Raw genomic sequence first — 16,295 nt, forward strand, 5'->3', positions numbered from 1 at the left:
CACGGGGTGAGGCCGACCGGGGCGCCCGGGACGGACCATCGCAGCATGCAGTACGAGATCCGCGTCGATGGACACATGTCGGAGACGCTGATCGGCGCCTTCCCCGAACTGGAGCACGTGACGATCTCCGACCAGACGGTGCTCTACGGCCCCGTCGTGGACGAGGCGCACCTCTACGGACTGCTGGCCCGCTTCCAGTCGCTCGGTCTCCGCGTGGTGGAACTGCGGCGGCTCCTGGCCTGACCGGGCCCGAAGCCGGTGGACGCACTCACCCGTGCCGGGTGAGGCACCCCCGCACGGGACCGCGCACGCTGGAGAACGGACCGGGGCGGCACCGCGGAACCCGACCGGAACGGAGCACGGAGATGAACACCACTCTCGCCTACGACTATCCGCTGCTGAGCGCTTTCTGGACCATGTTGTGGTTCTTCCTGTGGGTCCTGTGGTTCATCCTGCTCTTCCGGATCATCGGCGATGTCATCCGCGACGACACACTGAGCGGCTGGGGCAAGGCGGGCTGGCTGGCGTTCGTCGTCCTGCTGCCCTTCCTCGGCGTGTTCGTCTACCTCATCGCACGCGGCAAGGCCATGGGCCGCCGGGAGATCACACACGCCCGCAAGCAGCAGGCGGAGTTCGACACGTACATCCGGGAGGCCGCGGGCAGCGGCGGCACCGGCCGGGCCGACGAACTCTCCAAGCTCTCCGAACTCCGTGCGCACGGCGACATCACCGACGAGGAGTTCCGCCGGGCCAAGGAACTCGTCCTGAGCGGCAGCCGCTGAGAGCCGTCCCGTGATCCCCGACCAGCCCGCTGGAGGCAGCCGTGAAGCACCTGAAGTTCGAGCAGAAGGGTTCCCTGTCCCGCAGTGAGGCCGCAGAGCGACTGGCGGGAATCGCCGAGGCGTTCCGGAAGGGCGGAGAGGCCGAACTGGACTTCGGCACCGGTGTGTTGAGCATGCGGGTTCCCGACGAGTTCCGCAGCGAGGTGGAGTTCGAGGTCGGCGACGGCGAGATCGAGCTGGAGATCGAGCTGAAATGGCGGACGGACGGAGCGTCCGGCGCGCCCGCACGGAAGGCCGATCGCGCCGAGCAGCCCGAAGGTGCTCCGGCCGAGCAGCCCGCGCCCGCCACCCGGAGCCGGAAGTCCACGCCGTCCGCCAAACCGAAGCGCTCGGCCACCAGGCGGTCGTGACCCGGCTGCCGCAATGAAACACGAATCCGCGTCCGGTCGTGTCCGTGGGGGCGCGCCGGGGCGGGCACGGTCATCCTCCAGCGACATGGAGCGGACATGAACCACGATATCGAGGACATGGGCCCGGTCGACTATCTGGTCATCGAGTTCCCGGGCAACCGCATGACGGGCGAGGGCTTCCCACTGCTCCTCGACCTGGTCGACAGAGGAATCATCCGCGTTCTCGACCTGCTGTTCGTCCGGAAGGACATCGACGGGAGCATCGTCGCCCTGGACCTGAGGGAACTGGACGTCCACGGCGGGTTCGACCTGTCGGTGTTCGAGGGCTCGTCGTCCGGACTCCTCGGGCAGGACGACCTCGACGAGGCGGGGGCGGTTCTCGAACGGGGCAGTTCGGCCGGCATCCTGGTCTACGAGAACCTCTGGGCCGCCCCTCTCGCGCGGGCCCTGCGCCGCGGTGGCGCACAACTCGTGGCCGACGGACGCGTTCCCGTACAGGCCCTGCTGGCCTCGCTCGACGCCGCGGAGGCGCAGACCGTCGGCGAGGCCGCTCCCTGACACCACCGGCCGGAGCGCCGGGAAGCCGATCCGTTCGAAAGCAGTCAAGGAGGACGGTCATGCCAGGACTTCTTCGAGGAGTCGCCCGGACCGCGGTCATCTCCGGCACGGCGACAGCGGTCTCCAACAGGGTCTCGCGCCGCCAGGCGGGCCGGTGGGCCGCGCAGGACATGGCGAACACACCGACACAACAGAACACATCGACACAACAGAACACACCCGCATCGCCGCCGTCGCCGGAGCCCGCCGCCTCCGGCGACGCCATGGACAGCAGGATCGCCCAACTCAAGGAACTCGCACAGCTGAAGGAACAGGGCGTCCTGACCGACGACGAGTTCGCGGCCCAGAAGAGCAGGATCCTCGGCTCCTGACCACCCGTTCCCGGAAACCGTCACGGGTCCGGCCGGGCCGGACCCGGGGTCCCACGTCTTCAGCCGGGCAGGGCGGCTCACGGCGCGGGCACGAATGGCCTGCGTGAGCCCTGGAAGTCGGCGTCCTCGACCGGGGCGCGGGACGGTTCCCTCCCAGGGACGAATGCGGCTACTTGACCGGCTTGCCGTCGGGCCGCACGGTGAACCACGTGCCGTTCACGCCCTGGCCGTTGGTGTCACCGGGCTTCTTGTCGCCGGTGTACCAGTAGAGCGGCCAGCAGTCGATGGTGAGCTGCTTCGTGCCGTCGGGGCGGGTGTACGGGATGATCAGCTTCGGGTCGATGCCCTTGATGTCCTTCTTGTCGACGAGTTCGGCGGGCTTCCATTCCTTCAGGCAGGCGCCCTCGCAGTTGGACTTCATCGGCCAGGCGGTGTCCTTGGTGAAGCGGTAGAGCGTGCGTCCCTTGCCGTCGCGGACGATCGTGCCGTGTTCCTCGTCGTCGACCGTGGACAGGGCGGGCAGATCCTTCGGCTCGTCCTGGGCCTCCTGGGTCTGCGTCTTCGCCCTCGTGCCGTCCGGCGCTGCCGCGAACCAGGTGCCGCCGACGCCCTGACCGAGGGTCTGCCGGGGCGCCGTTTCCTGCGCGTAGCGGTACAGCGGCCATCCGGCCAGGGTCAGCTGCTTCGTGCCGTCGGCTCGCTTCACCGAGCCGAGCAGTCCGGGAGCCAGGCCGCGGCCCGCCTTCGCGCCATCGGCGGGCACCGGCGGCCAGGCCGCGGCGCAGTCCCCCGCGCAGTTGGAGGCGGGTGGCTTCGCCGTGTCCTTGTCGAAGCGGTACAGGGTGAAGCCCGCGCCGTCCGTCACGACCGGGCCCAGCTTCTCGCTCTTCCAGACGCTGAGCCGGCCCGCCTGCGAGGGCTGCGTACCGTTGCTCGTCGAGGCGGCGCGCCCGGCGGGGGCGGTGGTGGTCGCCGCCGTGCCACCGGAGCTTCCGCAGGCCGCCGTCAGCATGACCGCGGCGACCGTGAACGCGGCCGGGACGTAGGTGAATTTACGCATGGGTATCCCTCTTTCGGGAAGCTGGGGAAGTGTTTTCGCCGTATCGCTGAAGTAATGGACCGCCCCGGCAGCAGGGGAGGAGTCGGCCGACTGCCGGGGCGGAGTTTTTGGTCCCGGAATTCTTTCCGGTCGGTCACTGTCACTGTGAAAACGGCTGTTGTGGTGGGGAGGTTCAATTCCCGGGGAATTATTTTGCGGGTCGCGGACCTTCAGACCCGCCCCGTGCCCGCCCCCGCCAACGTCTGCGTGGGAACGACCACCCGCAGACCGAGCACGCCCAGGTCGACGCTGCCGTCGTTCTCTGCGTACCACCTCCAGTGCGCCCCCGGCACGTCGCCGACCGCCAGCACGATCCAGCCACCGCCCTCGGACTCCGTGAGGTCCGCGAGCGCCCGCGCCTCCTCGGGGGTCGGCGCGTCCTGGAGGACGATGAACCCGGTGACCTCGCCCGTACGGGCGGCGCCACGCACCAGGCCGACACCCAGTTCCTCGGCGGAGTTGAGGATCTCCTCGGGGGCCTTGCCCTTCACCTCCGACACGGAGCGGACCCGGACCAGCCCGTTGAGGCCGGGCAGGGCGCTCGCGCCCGGGTCCACCGAGACCACCACCGTGCTCTGCCGCGGCAGTTCGAGCAGGCCGCGCACCAGCGCCGCCACGGTGTCCTGGGCGACGACGAGGTCACCGCTGATGCTGAGCGCGCCGTTGATCTGCCCGAGATCCACCATGACCTGCGCGCCCCGCTCGCTCACTCCGATCCGGGCGAGGTACGGCAGCGCGAGCGCCACGTCGGCCGCCGGATCACCCTCGACGACGGAGGACAGCCCGGTGCGCTCCCAGCGATTCGGTTCGAGCGCGGTCCACGGCGCAGGCGCCGTGTGCGCCCCCGAAACCGACGCGAGCAGCTTCGTGGGTTCGGCGAGAACGCTGTAGACCCGGACCGGACGCTCGGCCTTCGCCTCCTCGGCGGAGATCAGTTCGCGCAGGGCCTGCCGCACCACCACCGGCGTACGGGTGTCCGCCGCGAGCCGCCGCGCGAGCGCGCCTCGCCGACGCCGCCGAAGCGCGAGCGCCAGGCGGTGCGGCAGCCGGGGCCGCAGCACCCGGGCGGCCCGTGCGGCCCCGGAACCGGTGGCGCGCAGAGCCCGGCCGATCGGACGCCGCGCGACGATCACCACGGTCAGTACGGTGGCGCCGGTGACACCCCCGATCAGCCAGGGCGACCCGAGCCGGTCGCCGAGCCCGGCGAACGGTCCGGCGCTCCGGCCGGCCGCGGCGCGCGTCGTGGGGGAGACGCTCTGCGGGGGACGTTTCGCCGGGGTGGCGTTCTCCTCGGGCAGGACACCGAACTCCACGCCGGGGCCGTCCGCGTCCTCCGGCAGGATCAGCGGGAAGCCCGGGGTCAGCTGGTCGGGACTCACGAAGGCCGAACCGTCCGGGAGTTGGCGCCCGCTGTTGAGGACCAGGATCTCCTCGAACCGGTCGCCGTCGCCAAGGGTGCGCTCCGCGATCCCGAACAGCGTCTCCTGCTCGCCGCCGTTCTCCTGTGCGGACTTGACCACGTAGTACTTCGTCACCTCGTCGGCCCGGAGCGCCCGGGAAGGCCCCATCCGCACGGCGGCCGGGGCCGGTGCGGAGTCCAGCGCCCGTACGGAATCCGGAGCCCGTACGGACCCCAGCGCATGCGCCGGTGCGGGCAGCGCCAGCCAGGTGACGGCCGCCAGGCCGCACACCGCCGTCACCTTTGCCGCCGTGTGCCACGGCGTGGTCCGCCGTTCGTCGTTCGTCGTCCTCGGGGCGTCGCGCATCTTTCTCGTCCTCCTCCGTATGGGGCCCGGTGACGCGCACCACTGGTGCGTCGGCCGTCACACGCGCGGAACCCCGGGACGGTTCAACGAGCTGAACCAAAACGTGGGACGCCCCGTTAGGGGGTGCCGAACGGGCTTACAGCCGGGAGGAGTTGGAAATGGCGCGTCGGCACACCACGGGCTGGGAGGTGCTCGGGTTCGCGGAGGACCCGACCCCCGGGAACCCGGAGGCGATCAGAACACTGGCCAGGACCTATCAGGAGCTGGGCGACGGAGCGGGCGAGGCGGTCGACCTGCTGCGCGCCGACGGAGCGCTGCGCCGCGGCAAGGGCCAGGCGATGGACGCCCTGAAGACACGGATCACCAAGGACCTGCCGGGGCTCCTGGAGAAGACCAGGGACTCCTTCCGTACCGCCGCGGGCGCCTATGACGAGTACGCCAACACCCTGACCAGTGCCCAGGACCTGCTGGACCGGGCCATCGACCAGGGCCAGGAGGTCGCCGCCACCGCGAAGACGGAGGTCCCGGCCCTCGCGGCGGACGCCACCCCGGAGCAGGCCGAGAGCCACCGGACGCAGCAGGGGGAGGTGAGCGCCGCGAAGGAGGCGCTGTCCGCTGCCGAGGAACTCGGACGCGCGGCGCAGCGGATGCGTGAGGACGGGTCCGACAGGGCCACGGTCGTCCTTGATGACGCCGCCGAACAGGCCATCCCCGCACGGGACTTCGTGAAGGCGTTCGGTGACTTCCTGGCGGACAACCCGCTGGTGGAGATCATCGCCGGTGTCATCATCGGCATCGTCGCCGTGTTCTTTCCGGTCGTGGGTCTCATCCTGGGCGCGATCCTGTTCGCGGTTTCGGTGATCCGGATGGTGTCGCAGGGCAAGATCGACGCCGGTGAGATCATCATCGGCCTGCTGACCCTCGTCCCCGGTGGTGTTCTGCTCAGCGGGCTCGGGAAGATCGTCGGGGCGGCGGGCAAGCTGGCGAAGTTCGCGCCGTTCCTGGCCAAGGTGGGCAAGGGCGTCGGGACGGCTTCCGGAGCGGTTTCGGCGGCCCTGAAGAACTCGACGTTCGTCCGCAAGACGATCGACCCGCTGGCCAAGGGGCTCGTGGGTCTCAAGGCGTCCCCCGGTCTGGCCCTCGGGGCCAAGTTCGCGATCGATGTGACCACCGAGTTCTCCCTCGGCTTCCTGGCGAGCGGGATCACGGCGGTGATCGACAGGAAGAAGTTCGACGCGGCCTCGGCCGCCACGGGCGCCGCGCTCGGCGCCGCCACGGCCGGGGCCCTCACGCTGTTCGGCGGGACGAAGTTCGCCACCAGCATCAAGGACGCCTTCACCACCAAGGGCAAGTTCAAGAGCAACATCGACAAGGCTTTCTCCGCGAACACCTTCGGTTTCACCGATGGCAAGTTCAAACCCGGCGACCTCCTGTTCGTCGACACCAAGGGTGCGCAGAAGACCGGCTTCCACGGCATCAACGGCACGACCAAGTCGGACCCCACCACGGGCGAGGTCAAGACGAAGGTCACGACCCCGGACGGCGCGAAGACCGAGACGAAGATCACCCCGCCCGGTCCCAAGGCCGACCAGGTCGAGGCCCCCGACGGCCTGCCCTTCGGAGTTCCGGCACCCCAGACGTCGACGACCACCACGACACCCGACGGGTTCACCTCGACGACCGCGGACGGTACGAACACCATCAAGAGCCCGGACGGGGACGTCATCACCTCGAACGGCACCACGACGACGATCGACACCCCGATCCAGGGCCCGACCACCAAGGAGAAGATCTTCGACGGGCTCGGCGGCGACTTCGCGCCCGCGCACTCCGAGAAACCCACGCTCTCCACGGAGCTCGGCCCGAACGGCGGCTTCACGACCTCGGGACCGTTCGGCGAGGTCTCCAAGGGGCCCGACGGCACCACGACGTTCAGCTCGCCCGGCGGCGACGGCGGCGGTACCACACCGGAATTCACCATCAAAAACAACACGGTCTCCACTCCGACCGGCCTCACCCTGACCGACAACGGCGGCTCCACGACCGTGAACGGCGGTGGGCTCAGCACGGGCAACCAGAACGGTGTCAACTCGGTCTTCAACGGAGGCCCGGCGGGCCAGCCGGTGGTGACCCACAACCCTGCCGACGGAAACGTCGACATCAATTTCGGCAACACCACGCTCAACGGCAACACGGGGAACCCCGGAGGCGGATTCGCCCTGCCGGACGGCACACAGGCCAACGTCGGCAACAACGGCGCCGTGAGCGTCGTCAACGGCGACGGCGGCGGCCAGAGCGTCAACCTGCCCCCGGCCAATGCGGGCGGCCCGGTCACCTTCACCGACACCAACGTCAACACCAGCATCCCGCCGGGCGGCGGCGCCACCATCACCACGCCGGGCGGCCCCACCACCACGCTCGACAACACGGGGTTCACGGTCACCACCGGCGGCCCCACCCCCGACACGGTGCAGTTCAACGGGCCGGGCAACTCGCTCGACGTGACCCCGCCCGGCGGCCTGCCGCAGGTCTCGGTCGGCCCGGACGGCGGCATCACCGCCGGCAACATCACCACCGACGGGGGTGGCGGAGGCACGGCCACCGGCGGTGGGGGCACGGTGGAGTTCTCGCCCGTCGCCATCAAGTTCAGCACGCCCGACAGCGGAACGATCACTGTCGACCCGCAGGGGCAGTTCGACCTGAGCCCCTCCGGCGCCCAGCCGCCGATCACGGTCGACCCGAACGGGAGCATCGTCGTGGGCCCGTCCGGCGCGGCCCCGGTCACCTTCAACGGCCCCGACGGGACCGCCGTCACCACCAAGCCGGGCGGCGGCCTCGACGTGACGCCGTCCGGCGGTCAGCCGCAGGTCTCGGTCGGCCCGGACGGCGGCGTCTCCGTCAACGGGATCACCACGGACGGCAACGGCAGCGGCACGGCCACGGGCCCCGGCGGCACGGTCGAATTCTCCCCGTTCGACATCAAGTTCAGCTCCCCGGACGGTACGACGTTCACGATCAACCCCAACGGCAAGTTCCACGTCGACGGGATCAGCCACGGCGCGGACGGCGTCACCATCAGCGGATCGACCACGGTCGGCAACGACGGCTCGGCGAGCATCGCCCACGGCGATCAGGAGATCAACGTCGCTCCCGACGGCACCATCACGGCCAACGACGCGCAGGGCAAGCCGGTCCCGCCGGCCGTTCCGCAGGCGACCCCCGGAAATCCGGTGAACGCGGGCAACGCCACCATCTCCGTGGACAGCGGCGGCGGCCACTCGGTCACCGTCCACGGTCCGAACGGTGCCGCGGTGACCGTCGACAACAACGGCACCACGAGCGTCAGCAATGGCCCGATCCTGGTGAGTCACGGCCCGAACGGCATCAGCGGCAGCGTGGGCACCGCCAACCCGGTCCAGGTCAGCCAGGGCCCGAACGGTGTCACGACCGTCAGTCAGAACGGTACGTCGGTGGGTACGGGCGGAAAGGGCCCGACGACGGTCGGACCGCAGGGCGGGCCCGCCTCGGTCACCGTCGCCCCGCCCTCGGGCGGCAACCCCGCCCAGGTCACCACCGCCGACGGCAGCACCACCAGCGTCCACGAGGACGGCACCGTCACCAAGTCCGCGCCCGGCGGGCCCGGCACCCAGACGGTCAGCACGGGCGGCCCGGACAACACCACGGTCACGGTCGACAACAACGGCACCACGAGCGTCAGCAACGGTCCGATCCAGGCGAGTCATGGCCCGAACGGCACCGGCGGCAGCGTGGGCACCATCAACCCGGTCCAGGTCAGCCAGAGTCCGGACGGCGTCACGACCGTCAGTCAGAACGGTACGTCGGTGGGTACGGGCGGAGACGGCCCGACGACGGTCGGACCGCAGGGCGGGCCCGCCTCGGTCACCGTCAACCCGGCCGACGGAGCCAACCCGACGCAGGTCACCACCGCCGGCGGCAGCACCACCACCCTGACGGGGAACGGTGCCCAGACGGACGTCAACGGCACCAACACCGCGAACAGCACGATCAACGACGACGGCACCATCACCAACAACGCCCCGGCAGGCCCCAACAGTACGGTTGCCACCGGGGCGGACGGCACCACTGCCGCCGACAACAACGGCAACTTCAGCGTTGACAACACCGGCACCGTCACCGACGGCCCGGTCACCATCACCGCCAACACCGACGCCGGCAACAACCCCGTGGCCACCTTCACCGACACCTCAGCCGACGGCGCGCAGGCCGACGTCGGCACCAACGGCGTCAGTACCCAGGGCGTGAGCACCACGATCGACCCCGGCGGCGGTGTCACCGTCACCCACCACCAGGCCCCCGGCGGTCCGGCCACGACCGTCAACTCGGGCCCCGACGGCACGATCACCGCACAGACCCCCGACGGGGCCGAGGCGAAGGTGCCGCCGCCCCCGAACCCCGCGGGCGGCAACCCGGCCCCCAACACGATCACCAGCGCCAACGGTGCCACCCTCTCGACGGACGGACAGACCACCACATTCACCAACGACGGGTTCACGACCACCATCGGCAACGACGGAAACGGCCCGGCCACCACCACCGTCCACCACGACTCCGGAGTCAGCCACACCGTCGACAACAACGGCCAGGCCACGGTCAACAACTCGCCGAGCGGCGCGGACATCACCGGAACCAACACCCAGGTGACGGTGAACACCCCGCAGCAGGAGGGCTGGGGCCTGTTCGGCTCACCGGAGATGACCGGCGGCCAGAACACCCTGTCCAACGGCCCGAACGGACCCACGATCACCACCCACGGTGCCGACCCCGTCCACGAGCCCGGCAGCACCGTCGTGCACGGCCCGAACGCGGGCGGGCCCGACGGCGAGTTCTCCGTCACGTACGGACCGGCCACCGGCACCTTCGCCCCCGGCGGCGTCACCGGCCTCGGCCCCTCCGGCACCCACGTCGACCCGGTCACCAACCTCCCGATCGACACGGCGGGCAACCCCATCGGCAACAACCCCGGCGACACCACCATCGGCACGGTCACCGGCGACGGCAACAGCGGCATCACCGTGCCCACCCCCGGCGGCGGCCCCGTCGTCCACCACGACGGCTTCTACGGCGGCAGCACCGGAGTCGACACCAACAACACCACCTTCGGCAAGAGCCCCGGCGACGTGGAGAACGCCGGCACGCCGGGCCAGAAGTCCGACATCCTGGACGGCCCGCACAACCCCTACGACCGCGGCCCGGAACCGGGCCCCGAGACCTTCACGGTCGGCGGCAACACGGGCGGGCCCTCCGCGGACATCCCGGTCGGTGGCAAGGGCGACTCCACCGTCCACGGCGGCCCGTTCGACGTGAAGGCCAACGGCGACGGCACCTTCGACGTGTCCGTGCCCGGCAGCAACCAGCCCGGCGACAAGGTCACCGTCGGACCGGACGGCACCCTCACCGGGCCCGGTGTGGCTCAGGCGCAACCCGGAGCGGGGCAGGAAGGGCCCGCCGGACCCCCGCAGGTCACCTTCAGCAACAACACCACCGTGGCCGGGGGGCCGGGCGCGGCGCCCGTCGTCACACCCGCCGGCGGCGGCGCCACCACCACCTTCGCCAACGGTGCCGCCACCACCACCGACCAGGCGGGCAACGTCACCATCACGCAGAACCCGGACGGCACCACCACGTTCAGCAACACCGCGGGAGGTGAGAACACCACGTTCACCGTCACCAAGGACGGCGTGGAGGGCACCGTCACCACGACCGACAACAACGGCAACCCGGCCACGTTCGACGTCAAGGTCAACAACAACGGCTCCGTGCAGGTGAAGGACGCCAACGGCAAGACCCTCACCGAGGTCGACGCCAACGGCTCCTTCAACGAGCAGCACACCCCGATCCACGACTACCACGCCTACGCGGGCGGCCCCACCTCCGTCACCGAACTCCACGATTACGGCTACGAGGCCCTCACCAGCATCCTCAAGGGCGCCGTCGGCCAGATCGTCAACTTCGGCTACGAGGTGGGCGCCAAGGGCGCCGACGCGCAGACCACCGCGGAGAACGCGGGCATCAAACTCGGCTACGGCGTGGGCAATTCGCTGGCCGGAAAGAAGGTCGAGAACGATCACGGGTTCAAGACCAAGGGCCCCGAAGTGCCCCTGGCCTCGATTCCCACGAAAACCATCGGCGCCGTCAACTCCAACCAGGACACCGACCTGGCGAATCCGCCGGAAGAAGTCCCCATCAAGGTCTGAACCGAATGACCGCACCCCTCGTGTGTGGGGCACGGGTCCACGCACGGCCCATGAAACAACCTTCCGCACCACCGACTCGGAAACAGGAGACATTCCGATGGCCGATTACATCGTCAACGACGAGAAGACCAACGCCTGCGCCACGCAGACCATGAACGAGTACGAGATCGCGGTCGCCCAGCTCAACAAGATCAAGACCGACCTGGACGCGCTCACCGCCGACGGCTACAACACGCCGTCGGCGAGGAACGACTTCCAGCCCTTCGTGCAGGAGTACACGGACAACTACGGCAAGGTCACCGAGGGCCTCACCGGCATCTCCGAGTACATCAAGAAGTACGGCGAGGGCATGACCCAGTTCGACTCCGAGATGGGTTCGAGCCTCCGCAAGTGACCCCGCCCGGACATCGGCCGGGTCGGCCCCCTCCCAGGTCCGGCCCGGCCGATGTCCCGCACCCCTGGTGACCCCCGTGCCCAAGGAGCACTGACGATGCGTCTGACCGTCACCGCCGTCGACCCGGAGCAGGGTCAGACCGCGGACATCATGATCGAGGCCGACCCCGAGGCCCCCGCGGGCGAACTCGCCGAGCAACTGCACCGGCGGCTGCGCGGCGGCACCCCGGACACACCACCCGTCCTTTACCACGGGGCCACCCCGCTCCCCGCCGACCGGCCGATGGGCGCCGCCGCCCTGCGCTCCGGCAGCCTGCTGTCCCTGGACGCCCCCGCACCCGAGACGGGCCCGGAACCGGACGGCGTCGTGGAACTGCGCGGCATCGGCGGCGCCGACGCCGGCATGGTGTTCCGGCTGTCGCCCGGCGACTACGAGATCGGCTCCGCCGCGTCCTGCCGCATCCAGCTCCGCGCCGAAGGGCTGGCGAAGACCGCGGCGCGCCTGAAGGTACATGCCGACGGCACCGCGACCGTACGCTCCGTCGAACAGGACGGTGTCACACGGGACGGCATCGAGGCGCGGGACTGGACGGACTGGCCGCTCGGAGGCGTCCTCACCGTCGGCCCGGTCCTGCTCGAACTGGCCGCTCCCTCCGCGCCCGACGCCGCCCTCCAGCCCTCCGGCGACGGCGCGGGGCTCGACTACAACCGGCCGCCCCGGCTGCTGCCCCCGCCCGTCAACAACCGCTTCCAACTCCCCGTACCGCCCGGCAAACCCACCCGCAACAAGCTCCAGCTCGTGCTGATCTTCGCGCCGCTGATGATGGCCACCGTCTCGTTCGTCATCTTCAACAACCCCAGGTTCCTGATCTTCGGTGTCCTCTCCCCGGTCGTCGCCCTCATCTCCCAGTTCTCCAACAAGCGCCGGGGCAAGGAGAACCACGAGGACCAGCTGAAGGAGTACGAGGAGAAGAAGTCCGCCCTGGAACAGGACGTGGACGAGGCGGTGCTCGCCGAACAGCACGCCCGCCGCCTGGCCGCCCCGGACCCGGCATCGGCCCTCCTGATCGCCACCGGCCCGCGCCAGCGGCTGTGGGAGCGCCGCTGGCGCGACGACGACTTCCTGCTGATGCGGCTCGGCGTCGCCGATCGCCCCGCCTACGTGGAGCTCCAGGACCCCGCCGAGCCGGAACACCGCCGCCGGGTCGACCGCACCACGCACGCCGTGCCCGTGACCGTCGCGCTGCGCACCTCCGGCGTCATGGGCGTCGCCGGAGGCGACAGTGCCGAGCCGCTGGTGCGCTGGCTGATCGCCCAGGCCGCCGTCCTGCACAGCCCCTCCGACCTGCGGATCTGCGTACTGTCCGGCACGGGCGGCGCAGACCGCTGGTCCTGGGTGCACTGGCTTCCGCACTGCGCGCCGCTCGGCGAGGACACCATCTCCCTGATCGGCGCGAACGCCGAGACCGTGGGCCGACGCATCGCGGAACTCACCACCGTGATCGCCGCCCGGCAGCAGGCCGGCGACCGGGCACCGCGCGGAGGAGCCATGGGCGAACCCGACGTCCTGGTCGTCCTCGACGGCGCCCGCAGACTCCGCTCCCTGCCCGGCGTCATCCAGATCCTCCGCGACGGGCCGGCCGTCGGCGTGTACGCGCTGTGCGTGGACGACGAGCCCCGGCTCCTGCCCGAGGAGTGCGGCGCCGTGGCCGCGGCCGGACCGAAGTGGCTGCGCGTCGAGCAGGACAACGCCGACCCCGTCGACGAGGTCCGCATGGACGCGCCGACCCGCTCCTGGTGCGTGGGCGTGGCCCGCGCGCTCGCGCCGATCCGCGACGTGGGCGACGACGCCGACGAGAACCTGTTGCCCGCCTCCGCCCGGCTCCTGGACGTACTCGGCCTCGAACCGCCCACCCCCGACGCCGTCGCCGCACGCTGGGTGATCGCCGCCCGCAGCACCCGCGCCGTCATCGGCGAGGGCGTGGACGGCCCGTTCGCCGTCGACCTGGCCGCCGACGGGCCGCACGCCCTGATCGCGGGCACCACCGGATCCGGCAAGTCCGAACTGCTCCAGTCCCTGGTGGCGAGCCTCGCCGTCGCCAACCGGCCCGACGAGCTGAACTTCGTCCTCGTCGACTACAAGGGCGGCAGCGCCTTCGCCGAGTGCGAGGACCTGCCGCACACCGTCGGCATGGTCACCGACCTGGACACCCACCTCGTGGGGCGGGCCCTGGTCTCCCTCGGCGCCGAACTCAAGCGACGCGAGCACATCCTCGCCGAGGCCGGGGCCAAGGACATCGACGACTACACCGAAAAGCGCACCCGCCGCCCCGAACTCGTCCCCATGGCCCGGCTCGTCCTCGTCATCGACGAGTTCGCGTCGATGGTGCGCGAACTCCCCGACTTCGTCTCCGGACTCGTCAACATCGCCCAGCGGGGCCGCTCCCTCGGCATCCACCTGATCCTCGCCACCCAGCGGCCCTCCGGCGCGGTCACCGCCGACATCCGCGCCAACACCAACCTGCGGATCGCGCTGCGCACCACCGACACCGGCGAGAGCCGCGACATCATCGACGCCCCCGACTCCGGGCAGCTCTCGCCCCGCACCCCCGGCCGCGCCCATGCCAGGCTCGGCCACGCGGCACTGCTCCCGTTCCAGACCGGCCGGATCGGCGGCCGACGCCTCGACGCGTCGGCCGCGGACAAGGACCGTCCGGTGCCGGTGCTCACCGAGCTCCACTGGGAGGCCCTCGGCGCTCCGATGCCGAGGCCGGACGCCCAGGAGAGCACCTTCCAGCCGGTCACCGACCTGTCGGTACTGGTCGACGCGGTACGCGACGCGGCCACCCGGCTCTCCGTACCGCCCGCCCGCCGCCCCTGGCTGCCCCCGCTGCCCGACACCCTCACCCTCACCGACCTGTCCACGCCCCCCGAAGCGACCGCGGACGGCAGGCTCACCGCAGTGGCGTACGGCCTCATCGACGTCCCCACCGAACAGACGCGACGTCAACTCGCTTTCGACCCCGATGAGATGGGGCACCTGCACATATTCGGGTCACCGCGCAGCGGCCGGTCCCAGACACTGCGCACCCTCGCCGCCGCTCTCACCGGCACCCACAGCTGCGCCGACATCCACCTGTACGGCCTCGACTGCGGCAACGGAGCCCTCCAGGCCCTCAGCGCACTGCCGCACTGCGGTGCCGTGGTGGACCGGGGCCAGGTCGAACGGGTGGCCCGCCTCCTGAACCGCCTGGTCGCCGAGGTCGGACGGCGCCGTGAACTCCTCGGCAGGCGGGGCGTCGCCGACCTCACCGAGCTGCGCCGCACCCTGCCCGGGACGGAGCGGCCCCCGCACATCCTGCTGCTCGTCGACCGGTTCGAGGCATTCGAGCGGGACTTCGCCGGCTACGACCAGGGCAGCCTGATGGACGCCATGACCCTCCTGATGCGCGAGGGCGCGAGCGTCGGCGTGCACCTGATCCTGTCCGGCGACCGCATCCTCGGCCAGAGCCGGTTCTCCGCCTCCACCGAGGACAAACTGGTCCTGCGCCTCAACGACCGCGCCGACTACTCCATGGCGGGCCTCAACGCCCGCAACGTCCCCGAGGACCTCCCGGCCGGCCGGGGCGTCCTCGCCAAGGACACCAACAGCGCCCAGGTCGCGTTGATCCCCGGCCCCGGCGGTACCGACGCCACCGGCGCGGGCCAGGCCCGGGCACTGGACGCACTCGCCGAACGGGTCACGGAACGCGACGCCGGCATACCCGCCGGGCGCAGGCCGTTCCGCGTGGACGTGCTCCCCGACGAGCTGGACTTCGCGGAGGCCCTCGCCCGCAGGCCGCGGAACACCTCCCCGCTGTGGGCGATGATCGGCGTCGGCGGCGACGAACTCGCCGCCATCGGCACCGACCTGTCCCAGGTACCGTCCTTCGTGGTCGCCGGCCCGCCGAGGTCCGGCCGCAGCACGGTGCTGCTCACCATGGCGAAGTCGCTGACCGGGGCCGGCACGAAGATCGTGGTGATCGCCCCCCGTAATTCGCCGCTGCGGGGCCTCGCCGGACACCCCGGCGTCGTGGAGGTCTTCACCGACGCCGACGTCGCGGTCGCCGACTTCCGCGCCGCCCTCGGCAAGGTGGACAGCCCGGCCGGAGCCATCCTCGTCGACGACGCCGAGATGATGATCAACTCCGAGCTCGACACCGACTTCGTCGCGCTCGCCCGCGGCAGTGCCGGGGACGGCTGGGGCCTGATCGTGGCCGGCAACAACGAGGCGCTGCTCGGCGGCATCGGCGGCTGGCAGGCCGCCGTCCGCCGCAACCGCTGCGGCGCCCTGCTCGCGCCCCGCCTGATGGGCGACGGCGAACTCGTCGGCGCCCGCCTGCCACGCGGCCTGATGGGCCAGGACAGCGAACCCGGCCGCGCCCACCTGCAGCTCGGCGACGGCCGCTTCACCACGGTCCGGGTGCCCGCGACGACGGTGGACTGACCGGCAGCACGGCTCACCACCGCACCATGGCGCAAGGCCGGATGGCCTCCGCTCCCCTCCGGTCACCGGGGGAGCGGAGGCCATCCGGGCTTCGGCACACAGCCTTCGGCACGCACAGCCTTCGGCACACGCACATGAAGAGGGCCCGGCCGTTCCTCCCAGGAACGGCCGGGCCCTCTGCGAGGCCGACGTCG

10 protein-coding genes are annotated in these 16,295 nt (G+C 71.0%); 8 read left to right on the plus strand and 2 right to left on the minus strand.

All coding sequences use genetic code 11. The annotated features are described in order from the left end of the window. Window positions 1-45: 45 nt before the first annotated feature. The 5 genes from ACFYW1_RS13375 to ACFYW1_RS13395 all read left to right on the plus strand — a co-directional run bounded on the left by ACFYW1_RS13375 (window position 46) and on the right by ACFYW1_RS13395 (window position 2,121). Window positions 46-243 carry a hypothetical protein gene (locus ACFYW1_RS13375; protein WP_388991044.1) on the plus strand — a complete coding sequence of 66 codons (198 nt, stop codon included), beginning with the start codon at window positions 46-48 and terminating at the stop codon, window positions 241-243. A 122-nt stretch (window positions 244-365) separates the two neighbouring features. Further along, window positions 366-782 (plus strand): SHOCT domain-containing protein, encoded by a 417-nt coding sequence (locus ACFYW1_RS13380; RefSeq protein ID WP_388991046.1) that lies wholly within the window; start codon window positions 366-368, stop codon window positions 780-782. A 41-nt stretch (window positions 783-823) separates the two neighbouring features. Then, window positions 824-1,192, plus strand: a complete 369-nt coding sequence (locus tag ACFYW1_RS13385; protein WP_388991048.1) for an amphi-Trp domain-containing protein — start codon at window positions 824-826, stop codon at window positions 1,190-1,192. A gap of 96 nt (window positions 1,193-1,288) precedes the next feature. Further along, the gene (locus ACFYW1_RS13390) at window positions 1,289-1,750 is read left to right on the plus strand and encodes a DUF6325 family protein (RefSeq protein ID WP_388991050.1); all 462 of its coding nucleotides are present in this window, start codon (window positions 1,289-1,291) and stop codon (window positions 1,748-1,750) included. 59 nt (window positions 1,751-1,809) lie between these two features. Next, a complete protein-coding gene (locus ACFYW1_RS13395) occupies window positions 1,810-2,121 on the plus strand; it encodes an SHOCT domain-containing protein (protein ID WP_388991052.1) in 312 nt (103 codons plus the stop codon). 169 nt (window positions 2,122-2,290) lie between these two features. Here the strand turns inward: ACFYW1_RS13395 and ACFYW1_RS13400 are convergent, their stop codons facing one another. After that, window positions 2,291-3,181: an SCO0930 family lipoprotein gene (locus tag ACFYW1_RS13400; RefSeq protein ID WP_388991054.1), complete on the minus strand. Its 891-nt coding sequence runs from the start codon at window positions 3,179-3,181 to the stop codon at window positions 2,291-2,293. Between the two features lie 209 nt (window positions 3,182-3,390). Next, window positions 3,391-4,986, minus strand: coding sequence for a hypothetical protein (locus tag ACFYW1_RS13405; protein WP_388991056.1), 1,596 nt, complete (start codon window positions 4,984-4,986; stop codon window positions 3,391-3,393). Window positions 4,987-5,144: 158 nt separating this feature from the next. On the opposite strand from ACFYW1_RS13405, the gene ACFYW1_RS13410 reads away from it, so the two are divergent. The 3 genes from ACFYW1_RS13410 (at window position 5,145) to ACFYW1_RS13420 (ending at window position 16,101) form a co-directional block, all read left to right on the plus strand. Further along, a complete protein-coding gene (locus ACFYW1_RS13410) occupies window positions 5,145-11,222 on the plus strand; it encodes a hypothetical protein (protein WP_388991058.1) in 6,078 nt (2,025 codons plus the stop codon). 97 nt (window positions 11,223-11,319) lie between these two features. After that, window positions 11,320-11,616 (plus strand): hypothetical protein, encoded by a 297-nt coding sequence (locus ACFYW1_RS13415; protein WP_388991060.1) that lies wholly within the window; start codon window positions 11,320-11,322, stop codon window positions 11,614-11,616. Between the two features lie 96 nt (window positions 11,617-11,712). Further along, on the plus strand, window positions 11,713-16,101 hold the full coding sequence (locus ACFYW1_RS13420) for an FtsK/SpoIIIE domain-containing protein (protein ID WP_388991062.1): 4,389 nt from the start codon (window positions 11,713-11,715) through the stop codon (window positions 16,099-16,101). Window positions 16,102-16,295: the final 194 nt, after the last annotated feature.

The organism is Streptomyces sp. NPDC002669, from assembly GCF_042889165.1.
Lineage (GTDB): Bacteria > Actinomycetota > Actinomycetes > Streptomycetales > Streptomycetaceae > Streptomyces.